Here is an 11,826-nt window from a genome sequence, read left to right on the forward strand (position 1 = left end):
CTGATAAACAAAATATTCTTTTAAATATACCTATATAAAAAATAGCTCCCCTATACAGGAAATTACCTTTTTATTTTTCTTGAAGTTTGTCATAATAATATTATTGTCTCAGTTTTCTTATACAAGGAGAGTTGTATTTATGTCGTTTTCATGGAAACGTTTCTTACAAATCGGGAAAATTATCTTCCCATTTGTTGTATTAACAATTGTATTCTTTCAAGCAAAAAAAGAATTAGCGGGCATTTCTTTTTTAGAAGCGATTGATACAATTAAAAACATTCCAACTGGAGGAGTCTTTTTAGCAATTACACTTGGTGCATTCGCTGTATCAACAATGTTCTTTTATGACTATGTTATGCTTCGTTACTTAAAAGCTGATATTCCTGTCCAAAAGATTTTCCGTATCTCGTGGATTGCTAATACTTTAAATGGATTTATCGGGTTTGGTGGTCTTGTTGGAGCCGGCGTACGCACAATGCTTTATCGTCCATATATAAAAGAAAATGGAAAACTTATTAAAAGTATCGCTTGGATGACAACTGCCTTTATTAATGGATTAGCCATTCTTTCATTTCTTGGTCTTATCGGAATATTAGACACGAGATTTATTTTGCATGAAAAACCATGGCTATGGCCTGTTCTTATCTTCTTCGCTCTTTTCGTCCCTATATATATCGGATTTTCTAAATTAAAAAATAGAAAAGCGACGCAAACAGAGGAACAAGAAGAAGAGGAGAAAAACCCAACTGTTTTATACTCATTAGTTTCATTAGTCGAATGGGTATCTGCTGGTATTGTTATGTACGTCATATTACTATTATTTGGCATTGAAATCGAATTCCAAAAGTTTTTAGGCGTATATGTTATTGCTGCTTTAGCTGGTGTCGTTAGTCTTGTTCCTGGTGGCCTTGGATCATTTGATCTTGTCTTCTTAACTGGGCTTGGGCAATACGGCATCGATACAGGTGTTTTACTCCCTGCTATGTTATTATATCGTCTCGTCTATTACATCTTGCCCTTCTGCCTTGGTCTCATTTTTGCAGCTTTTGAAATGACAGGAGTAGCCATTAAAAAGTTTGAAGATAAACCTTTTATTGCGCCTGCATTAGAGACAACTGGTGTTATATGGACTTTGCAGCGTGACTTTCTAGGAAAGTTAGGTTCTTGGGCATCTGCTGCTTTAACAGTATTTGCTGGCTTAATGGTTATTTTATCAACCATTCTACCGACAAGTATAAATCGGGCACACGCCTTACATATTCTAGCTCCAAAACATCTTATTCAATTTTCTTTTAGCTTATCGCTAACATTCGGTATTCTCCTCCTCATTCTTTCGCGGGGGATATATTACGGAACAAAACGTTCTTATTATATGACGATTGTTTCTTTAATTGGAGCGGCTATTTTTAACACACTAAAAGGAATTGATGTTGAAGAAACTTTTATTTTATTAATCGTACTCGCTGTATTGTATATGCTTCGTAAAAGGTTTGTACGTGAGAAAATGGAAGTCTCACTTTCCGATATCGTAAAAGTTTTTATATTCCTACTTGTAACGTTATATTTATATAAAAACTTAGGTATTTTATTTGCAGGTGCAAAAGAAGCTTTCAAACCTGATTTTGTCGTTCGTAATATTACACAAGTAAAACGAAGTGCATTAGCAGCTGCCTTTTTTGTTCCTACTTTTTTACTAATTGGTTCACTCATTGCAAATCGTTATCGAAATGAATTTCCCGGGCAACCAGCTAATGATAAACGATTACAAAACTTCTTAGATGAACATGGTGGAAATGTACTTAGTCATTTAGGTTTTTTAGGAGATAAACAGTTCTTTTTCAGTAGTGATGGAAAAGCACTCATTCTCTTCTCAATAACTGGAAAACGACTTATTGTACTAGGTGATCCAATTGGGGCCCCTTCCTCCTATCGTACTGTATTGCAAGAGTTTTTAGCTGAGGCTGATCGATTTGGATACATTTGTGTATTCTATCAAATTGAAAGTAAATGGATGAGTTTATACCACGATTTTGGTTATAACTTCTTTAAGCTTGGTGAAGAAGCTGTTGTTGATTTAAATACCTTTACAATAACAGGAAAGAAACGCGCTGGCATGCGAGCTACTTTCAACCGTTTTGAAAGAGAAGGCTATACATTCTCTATTCATGAGCCACCTTTCTCCGACGAATTATATGAAGAGTTAAGAAAAGTTTCAGATGCATGGCTTGGTGGAAAAAAAGAGAAAGGTTTTTCACTCGGATACTTCGATCGTGAATATATTAGTCGCGCTCCTATCGCAACATTATCTGATGCGGATGGAAAAATTATTGCATTCACAACATTCATGCCTGTATATCAAAACGGATCATTATCTGTCGATTTAATGCGATATTATCCAGATGCGCCTAGCGGCATTATGGACGCAATTTTCATCCACTTATTCCAGTGGGCAAAAGAAAATGAATACCACTCCTTTAATATCGGTATGGCACCACTTTCAAATGTTGGTTTATCCACACAGTCTTTCTGGTCTGAACGAGTGGCTGCTGCAATCTTTAATAACGTTCGTTATACGTATAGTTTCAGCGGATTACGACATTTTAAAGAAAAATATAAACCAGCATGGAGCGGTAAATATTTAGCATTTAGGAAGAATCATTCTTTACCAATTACAATGCTCTCTGTAACAAAATTAATAGGAAAAAGAAAAAACAGCTAAATTCTTAGCTGTTTTTTCTTTTTTGAACTTGTACAATAAATTCTTTTTCATACTTCTTACCATTTATATAGAAATTCCCCCACATTTTATACGTGCCCTCGGCAGGAAATGTAATTCGGTATTGTAATTGCTCATCCGTATCTACAGGCATAGCGTATAAAAAATTCTCCTTCGTTTCATCCACTATATAGAGTGACTCTACTTCTCCTCTCTCTGAATGCAATTTCAATTTTTCACCCTTTTTCGCTTGAAACTGAAATGTTAACGTAACTGGTTCATTCGGATGTAATGCGCCAAATAAAAGAGAAACTTCATACTCTCCTATTTTTTTTGTAAGTACACTGTCGATTGGAAATTTCACTTTTTTCTTATTGTTCTCCTCTTTCGTTCTACCAAAATTCTTCCTAGCGAATGACTCTACGGACTTATTTTTGTCTTCGTATAAAAATATTGTATATTCTTCGTCTTTCGCTATTTTGGAAGATAACTTATATGACCCGTTCCCTGCAAATGTGGGTTTAATTTGTTGTATGTTTTTTAACTGTCCATCTACAATCACTGCCCGCATTTGATCATTTACACCACGAATTTCATTATTCTTGTTGTTTAACAACTGAAATACAATATCTACTTTCTCATTTCCCTTTCCATTTGAAACATCCCACTTTACTTCCTGAACATCTCCTACAGTCTCTTCGTTTTCTTGATATTTTTTTATGTAAAATCCTCCTGCCACAATAAGTACTAACGCAATAAGCCCAATGACAAGATTTTTCAAAACATCACCTACCATTTTTATTGTCTCTATTCATACAAAACTTCTTAAGATATATATTCTAGATTATGATTTATGAAATCCTCCTATTTTGCACATATTACAAATAATAAAAAGATTTTAATTGAAAGGATTCGTAGTGTATAATGCAAATGATATTGATTTCTATCAATACATTATAAGGAGGACTTTTTTATGAGTGTACATATCGAAGCAAAACAAGGCGAAATCGCTGAATCTATTCTATTACCTGGTGATCCATTACGTGCAAAATATATCGCTGAAACATTTCTAGAGGACGTTACTTGCTATAATAATGTGCGTGGTATGTTAGGTTTCACTGGAACTTATAAAGGAAAACGTGTATCTGTTCAAGGTACAGGTATGGGTGTTCCTTCTATTTCTATTTATGTAAACGAATTAATCCAAAGCTACGGAGTTAAAAATTTAATTCGCGTTGGAACTTGCGGTGCAATTCAAAAAGATGTAAAAGTTCGTGATGTTATTATCGCAATGACGGCTTGTACTGATTCTAATATGAACCGTTTAACATTCCCAGGATTTGATTTTGCACCAGCTGCAAACTTTGACCTTTTAAAGAAAGCTTATGATGCTGGAACTGAAAAAGGATTACACGTTCGTGTCGGTAACGTTTTAACAGCAGATGTGTTTTATCGTGAAAGCATGGACATAGTTAAAAAACTTGGAGATTACGGTGTATTAGCAGTAGAAATGGAAACAACTGCTCTTTACACATTAGCAGCGAAATACGGTGTAAATGCATTATCTGTATTAACAGTTAGCGATCACATCTTCACTGGCGAAGAAACAACATCTGAAGAGCGTCAAACTACATTTAACGAAATGATTGAAATCGCTTTAGATGCAGCAATTCAACAATAATACACTAAAGAACTTGTCATACGTCTGGCGAGTTCTTTTTATGTGACTTTTTATAAATAACTACTTTATAAAGAGACAGATTTCTCCCCTCTACTTTCTTGTAACGTTTGTTATAATGAAGTGAAACTTTAATCAGTGGAGGTTTTTTCCATCCCCCACTGATTATTAGTTGAACCAATCGGATTTAACGGGATAAAGAAATCATTTACAGTATTTCTCATAAGAGGTGACGCAGTGAAAAACAGAAGTATTGTCTTTAAACTATTTTTATTAACATCCACTTTATTTACAATCATATTCCTACTTTTTTTCCTAGGACAATCTCTATTTTTAGAGAAATTTTATATTAATAAGAAAGTAAAAACAGTCCAAACTGCTTTTGAAAAATTCGTAGATAATTATGATAAAAGTGATAAAAGTTATGAGCAGGTTAGAAAACTAAAACAAGAATTTCATGATAAAACAAATGCCGATATGCAGTTTTTGGATTCTAACGGTATTATTAAAAGTGATAACAATTACTATATCGATGTATTTAATCCCAACAATAATAAACAGTATTCCATTCCACTCAACAATCTTTTAACACCAGAAGAATATAATAAATTCGAAAATTTAGGTTTAAAAAAAGATGTAATAATCAATGTTGATGGAGTCGTACAAGAGAATAATATAATCACACCACAAAAATTAGGAACGAATTATAATCAATGGCAGAACGAACATTTCTATTCGGATTTTCAGTCAATTAATGGTAACCCTTCTAAGAACAGACTTGCAAGCCGATACAAATCTACAACTCGAATCGTCTTTACAGGTGTTATAACTAAGTTACAGCTCCCATCCAAAGCGGAGGTTCGTCTTGCAAATGATATTGAAACATTACAAGCCGTTCAATATTTTGCAGATATGATTAGAGAGGGAACTTCTAACTCGAACCAATTAAGTACTTTCATATTAGATGGCGGAGAAAATATAAAAAATAGTATCTTTGTAAAACCGATTATAGAAAATGGAAGGATTACAGAATACGCTTTTGCGATAGCATCTTTGCAGCCTGTTAATGAAGCGATGCTCGTTTTAAAAGATTATTATGTCTATGCCTTAATCATCGTGTTTCTCGTAATTATTTTGTTATCCTTCTACTACTCAAAAATCATTGTTAAGCCATTAATTAAAATAAATCGTGTTACAAAAAAAATGGCTAATTTTGATTTCAGCGAGAAATTACCTGTTACAGCTGACGATGAAATTGGCGGGCTTTCTGGCAGTATCAATACATTATCTGTAAATTTAAAAGATCGAATCGATCGATTAAATGTTGCTAATACAAAGTTACAACAAGATATTGAACGTGAACGTCAATTAGAAAAAACAAGAAAAGAATTCATTTCTGGCGTATCACACGAATTAAAAACACCGCTAAGTGTAATTAGAAGTTTTGCAGAAGGAATTAAAGATGGTGTTAGTAAGGATACTTCGTATTATACTGATGTTATTTTAGAAGAAACAGAAAATATGAACAGGCTGATTGTTGAAATGTTAGAATTAGCAAAGTTGGAATCTGGTACTTACAAACTAGATATGACGACGTTCTCAATCGGTGAATTAACGCAACAAGTCTACACAAAATTATTATTTAGCATGGAAGAAAAACATTTACAAGTGAACATCGATGCAGACCCTTCTATCCTTGTTAAAGCAAATCGCAGTCGCATTGAGCAAGTAGTTGTGAACTTACTAAGTAATGCAATCCGTTATACGCCAGAGGGAGAAAAAATACAAGTCTCCATTATAGAAGCAGAAGATACCGTAAAAGTCGAAATCGAGAATACAGGAAACCCTATCCCTGAAGAAAGTCTTGAAAAAATTTGGGATCGCTTCTATCGTCTAGATGCATCACGTAGCCGTCACACTGGAGGTACCGGTCTCGGATTATCTATTGTAAAAAACATTTTAGACCTCCATCATGCCGAATACGGTGTGTATAATACGACTAACAGTGTTGTATTCTATTTCAATTTACAAAAAGTAAAAGAAGTCAAATAATTTGTCTTAATTTCACTAGGAGTTCACATGAAATTCACACTCTCCCTTTATAGTAAGAAACAAGTTAATCCTTTCCTTTACACATATAAAAGAGGAGAGTGCGTGAAATGAAACAAGCAGGACAACCTATTCAAAATGAAAAACAATTAGAAACTATCAAAAATATACTTTTACAATCTTCGAAACGTGATGGCTTATTATTCGTATTAGCTGTAAATTCTGGCTTAAAAGTAAGTGAAATCTTACAATTAAAAGTTAGTGATGTAATCGATGAAAATGAAAATGTTCGCCATTCCATTTTATTTTACAATGAAAAAGTGAAGAAACATAAATGGTTTGCTGTAAATGAAGACTTACAGCACGCAATCGAAGACTACATGAAAGAACGTAAAACTTGGAAACGTAATGAACCATTGTTAAAATCTCAAAAAGGAACAAAATCTATTACGAGACAACATGCATGGTACATTTTAAACAAAGCTGCAAAAGAAGTTGGATTAGAAGGGATTAGCTCACATACACTTCGAAAAACTTGGGGTTATTGTGCATACAAATCAGGTGTTGATATTGCATTTTTACAACACTTCTTTGATCACAGTACTCCATCAAAAACTTTAAAGTATATCGGTATTGCTTAATAACTCTTATACATAAAAAAGGTTACCATTTGAAAATTTGGTAACCTTTTTTATATTTCATATTCTCTTTTCTTGTCTCTCCTATACTGTAGTGGTACTCTAATAATAAGGGGGAGAAATTATGAACACACTTACAATTGAATTACCAAAAGAAACGGCTGAAAAACTTGATTTATTAAAACAAGCTTATGAAAAGAAAACAGGTGCTTCTATCTCTGAGAGCACTCTCGTTCAAACACTTATCTCAAAAGAATTTATCCAGGCGATAACTCCTTTTGATTTACAACAATTCGTCAACGGAAAAGAACAGCATTAATGCTGTTCTTTTTTTATCTCTATTTAAAATATACAAAGTTTTTTATATATTTTTAGAAAAACCATTGACAATGATAATGATAACCATTATCATTTATTATGAAGCCAACAATTGATGAATCAACCAAACGCTCAGTAACATTGTTACCCCTCTTTTTCATATAGAAAGGCACTGTACATTCCCCCTGTTTGTACAGTGCCTTTCTTGTTTATTATCATTCAAAAAAATTTAATTGCTCCGGCTTCGGCTCACCATATGTAATGTTCATCATTTTCATAAGCTGTTTCGCATTATCTGCTGCATCCCCACCTGAATTGTTGTTAAACAGTACGTATATATCCTTTGTTTTCTTTTTTAATTGCTCTAATCGTTCAACCCATTCTTCCAGTTCTTTATTGTTGTAGCGATATAAACAGCGAACTGCTCTCCAGTTTTCCCCTTTATCAAGCCAACCATGAACATTTCGACCGTGAAAACGTATTAATGCCATGTCTGAATTCGTAACCTCTAACACGAGTGGCACAGAACCTATCCCAGCCTGTGGTTCATCACAAATTGTATGAATCCATTTCTCTTGTTCTAGAAACTGTAACGTCCTATCTCTCATTTCTGGATAAAACCATGTTTGATTTCGAAATTCTATTGCACATGGTAAACCTTCCATTTTTTCTTTCGTATATCGAAGAAAATCTACATTTTTCTTTTTACAATCAAACCATGGTGGATATTGAAATAAAATCGTTTTTAATTTACCAGCTTCAATTAAAGGAAGAATAGATTGTTTATATACATCAAACATCTCATCGAACGTAGAAAAAGGAATTTCACCTTTCATATGTCCTGTCATTCCTTGATATGCTTTTACGATAAAAGAAAAATCTTTCGGTGTTTCCATTGCCCATTTTGTATAGTTTCGTGCAGGTTGCATCGCATAAAATGAGCTATCCACTTCTACTATAGGAAAATACTCGCTGTATGTTCGTAATTTATTTCTATTTTCATAGGGATTTATGTATAAAGAATCATGATCTCCCCATCCTGTCACTCCAATAAACAGCACATATACCCCTCCCTTTTTAACTTCATCTTCTATTCACTTTCCAAACACTTTGCATCATGTAGCCTTTTCTTTAAGAGTATCCTTATAAAAATATGATATACTATATGGAAGAATTTTTAAAATGAGGGGTTATTTATTTATGCTTCCAAACGATGCTACTGTATCTCATGAAAAACGAATTGAAGAACTAGAAAATAAAGTACGTTTTTATGAAGAACTTGTGAATCAATTACCACATCATTTCACATACAAAAATCCACATATTGGTTTACGAATAAAGAAAACTAGAACAACCCATTCCATTCAAGAAATACCAAAAGAGAATAAAGAGGCTCATTTTCAACTTACTTGTGATTCATTATTTTTATTTGAACAACTCGAAAAACACTTTGTACATATTTTTGATGCCTTTTCACATCATGTAACTTTTGTCGATAATAAAGGGAATATTACTTTATGTAATCAAGTTGCTGCAGATGATTTCGGTGTAATACGAAATGATATTATCGGAAAACCGATTCAACAATTACTAAACTTGCCGGAAGAAAAAATTAAAGCGATTGAAACATTAAAAACGGGAACAGAAATATATAATGAAGAAGTTTTAGACAAAAACTATGGCATTATAAATAACCGAATTATTCGTGATTATAACGGGGAGATTTTTAGAGTTATTAGTGTCTTTCATTATTTAAATACAGAACGTGATGCAGAGAAGTTTTCGTTAGCAGGGCGAATCGCAGCTGGAATTGCACACGAAGTACGAAATCCTCTTACAACAGTACGAGGATACTTACAATTTTTACAAGAAAGTGTTTCTCCATCTAATAAAGAACTATTTAAAAATTTACTTATTCCTGAATTAGATCGAGCAAATAGTATCATTACAAAATTTTTATCTCTTTCAAAAACACGTGAATTTAAAAGAGAACCCTTTCCCATTAATACATTTTTACGTGAGTATATTCAACAGTTACTAGCTAGCGAAGTCTTTTTACATAACATTTCAATTGATTATAATTTTTCTACCGAATTAGATGATATATTAGTTCATATTGATCGTCATGAACTTGTGCAAGTTTTTTTAAACTTATTCCAGAACGCTGTCGATGCTCAAGGAGAAAAAAAACTTTCTATCCAAATCACTAGTTACCGCCTAGATAATTTTGTTCGTATTACTTTCACTGATAATGGGACTGGTATTCCACCAGCGATTCAAGACTATATCTTTGATCCATTCTTCTCAACAAAAGATTCCGGCACAGGTTTGGGCTTGTCAGTAACGAAAAAAATTATTCAAAATCATAACGGTACATTAAAAATGACTAGTAATGAAGATGGTACTACTTTTACTATTTCAATTCCAATCTTACCTAAAACAGCCCTTGAAAGATTAAATCAATACAAATAAAATCCAATCCACGAACTGCATGTCAATTGTTACATCCTTCAACAATTGACATGCAGTTTTTATGTTGAACTTTTCTTCTTTACATTATATAAAACCTTCTCTATATTTTACTTATTTTTTGCTAGCTGGCCGATTTCTTATTTTTTTAGAAATGGTAGTTTGTCCAGCACGGATTTAGTAGAAATTTCATTTTAATATATAGTAATGACTATTGATTCTATGAAAGAAAGGAATGAAAAGATGAACAATAAAAATAAAGGAAAAGTATTTTATGGTAATGATTGTTGTGAAGTCAGAACTTGCAGTCACATTAACATCTCTAAGTCCGAACTTACAGAATTCGTTAGACTTCTTCAAGCTCTTGGCCAAGCTATTCAAGCTGTCTTTCAAAACCCTTCTCAAAATAATATCAATAACTTGATCGCTGCCCTAAATAACTTACAAAAATTCCTCAATTGCTTAGATTTATCTCCAGCACAAAAACAAATTGGAAATTCTATTATTGCTAATCTATTAACTATTTTAAGAACAACACCTTTCTCGTGCGGAGCATTGTACGTTGAGCTACAAAGCTTGCTTAATTATTTATTGTATATCGCTAAGTTATTCAAAGTAGATTGTTGTACGATCGACAAACTAGTTAGACTCATAACAGAGATCCAAACTATCCTAGTTCAATACGGATCAGGTTGTCTTGGAGGTGGAGGAGCAACAGGCGCTACTGGTGCTACTGGTGCTACTGGGCCTCAAGGACCGGCGGGTGCTACTGGTGCTACCGGGCCTCAAGGACCGGCGGGTGCGCAAGGTGCTACTGGACCTCAAGGGCCTCAAGGTATTCAAGGACCAGCGGGTGCTACTGGCGCTACTGGTGCGCAAGGTGCTCAAGGACCAGCAGGTGCTACTGGTGCTACTGGACCTCAAGGACCTCAAGGTATCCAAGGACCAGCGGGTGCTACTGGACCTCAAGGGCCTCAAGGTATTCAAGGACCAGCGGGTGCTACTGGCGCTACTGGTGCGCAAGGTGCTCAAGGACCAGCGGGTGCTACTGGCGCTACTGGTGCGCAAGGTGCTCAAGGACCAGCGGGTGCTACTGGCGCTACTGGACTTCAAGGTATCCAAGGACCAGCAGGTGCTACTGGCGCTACTGGACCTCAAGGTATTCAAGGACCAGCGGGTGCTACTGGCGCTACTGGACCTCAAGGACCTCAAGGTATTCAAGGACCAGCGGGTGCTACTGGCGCTACTGGACCTCAAGGACCTCAAGGTATCCAAGGACCAGCAGGTGCTACTGGTGCTACTGGTGCGCAAGGTGCTCAAGGACCAGCAGGTGCTACTGGCGCTACTGGTGCGCAAGGTGCTACTGGTGCTACTGGACCTCAAGGTATCCAAGGACCAGCAGGTGCTACTGGACCAGCGGGTACGCCAATTCCTGTAACGATCGCAGCAATCGGAAACTCCAATGCTCAAACAATATCACCTGGAATGAATATCCAATTTAACCAAGTTTTCGAAATAAATAATATCGATTTCAATGACACTACAGATACTCTAACAGTTTTAGAAACAGGCGTATATGATATTAGTTTCTCAGCATCTACAACTTTCCCAGGATCTTCACCGTTTGGATTCGGTATTTCATTCAACGGCCAACCACCTACTCGTAATTTCTCAACTAACGTTATCGGTAGTGCTGTATCGTTCTCTACAATCGTTACTTTACAAGCTGGTACAACAATTTCTGTACAACCTACAGCAAACACTATTTCTATTCCAAACACGGGCGATACAACTGCAACACTATCTGTATTCCGAATTTACTAATTTTCACTTGAAAAATATATTTATAATAATATGTATCGTTTAACCGTGCATTAAATCTCTCTTTATATAGAAAGGAGCACTTATTTGGGAGGATAAGTGCTCCTTCTTTACGTTTCTTTACCTCAAATTTACTC

9 protein-coding genes are annotated in these 11,826 nt (G+C 34.9%); 7 read left to right on the forward strand and 2 right to left on the reverse strand.

The window, feature by feature from the left end:
• The first annotated feature begins 139 nt into the window (after positions 1 to 139).
• Positions 140 to 2,719: a bifunctional lysylphosphatidylglycerol flippase/synthetase MprF gene (mprF, locus tag ACTFSL_RS01865; RefSeq protein ID WP_000010845.1), complete on the forward strand. Its 2,580-nt coding sequence runs from the start codon at positions 140 to 142 to the stop codon at positions 2,717 to 2,719.
• A 4-nt stretch (positions 2,720 to 2,723) separates the two neighbouring features.
• Here mprF and ACTFSL_RS01870 read toward each other — a convergent pair whose 3' ends face one another.
• The gene (locus ACTFSL_RS01870; RefSeq protein WP_000232610.1) at positions 2,724 to 3,512 is read right to left on the reverse strand and encodes a hypothetical protein; all 789 of its coding nucleotides are present in this window, start codon (positions 3,510 to 3,512) and stop codon (positions 2,724 to 2,726) included.
• A gap of 177 nt (positions 3,513 to 3,689) precedes the next feature.
• On the opposite strand from ACTFSL_RS01870, the gene deoD reads away from it, so the two are divergent.
• The 4 genes from deoD to ACTFSL_RS01890 all read left to right on the forward strand — a co-directional run bounded on the left by deoD (position 3,690) and on the right by ACTFSL_RS01890 (position 7,400).
• Complete coding sequence (deoD, locus tag ACTFSL_RS01875) at positions 3,690 to 4,397, forward strand: purine-nucleoside phosphorylase (RefSeq protein ID WP_000110703.1); 708 nt, start codon at positions 3,690 to 3,692, stop codon at positions 4,395 to 4,397.
• A 234-nt stretch (positions 4,398 to 4,631) separates the two neighbouring features.
• Positions 4,632 to 6,446 (forward strand): sensor histidine kinase, encoded by a 1,815-nt coding sequence (locus ACTFSL_RS01880; RefSeq protein ID WP_000797516.1) that lies wholly within the window; start codon positions 4,632 to 4,634, stop codon positions 6,444 to 6,446.
• A gap of 107 nt (positions 6,447 to 6,553) precedes the next feature.
• Positions 6,554 to 7,084 carry a tyrosine-type recombinase/integrase gene (locus ACTFSL_RS01885; RefSeq protein WP_000806236.1) on the forward strand — a complete coding sequence of 177 codons (531 nt, stop codon included), beginning with the start codon at positions 6,554 to 6,556 and terminating at the stop codon, positions 7,082 to 7,084.
• A 121-nt stretch (positions 7,085 to 7,205) separates the two neighbouring features.
• Positions 7,206 to 7,400: a DUF3924 domain-containing protein gene (locus ACTFSL_RS01890; RefSeq protein ID WP_001094860.1), complete on the forward strand. Its 195-nt coding sequence runs from the start codon at positions 7,206 to 7,208 to the stop codon at positions 7,398 to 7,400.
• 214 nt (positions 7,401 to 7,614) lie between these two features.
• Here the strand turns inward: ACTFSL_RS01890 and ACTFSL_RS01895 are convergent, their stop codons facing one another.
• On the reverse strand, positions 7,615 to 8,460 hold the full coding sequence (locus tag ACTFSL_RS01895) for a DUF72 domain-containing protein (RefSeq protein WP_000897361.1): 846 nt from the start codon (positions 8,458 to 8,460) through the stop codon (positions 7,615 to 7,617).
• Positions 8,461 to 8,599: 139 nt separating this feature from the next.
• Between ACTFSL_RS01895 and ACTFSL_RS01900 the strand changes: the two genes are divergently transcribed.
• Both ACTFSL_RS01900 and ACTFSL_RS01905 read left to right on the forward strand, forming a co-directional pair.
• The gene (locus ACTFSL_RS01900; protein ID WP_000937244.1) at positions 8,600 to 9,871 is read left to right on the forward strand and encodes an ATP-binding protein; all 1,272 of its coding nucleotides are present in this window, start codon (positions 8,600 to 8,602) and stop codon (positions 9,869 to 9,871) included.
• A 240-nt stretch (positions 9,872 to 10,111) separates the two neighbouring features.
• Positions 10,112 to 11,692: a Gly-Xaa-Xaa repeat protein gene (locus ACTFSL_RS01905; protein WP_440041100.1), complete on the forward strand. Its 1,581-nt coding sequence runs from the start codon at positions 10,112 to 10,114 to the stop codon at positions 11,690 to 11,692.
• Positions 11,693 to 11,826: the final 134 nt, after the last annotated feature.

This window comes from Bacillus cereus group sp. MYBK108-1, assembly GCF_051917185.1.
GTDB classification, from domain to species: domain Bacteria; phylum Bacillota; class Bacilli; order Bacillales; family Bacillaceae_G; genus Bacillus_A; species Bacillus_A cereus.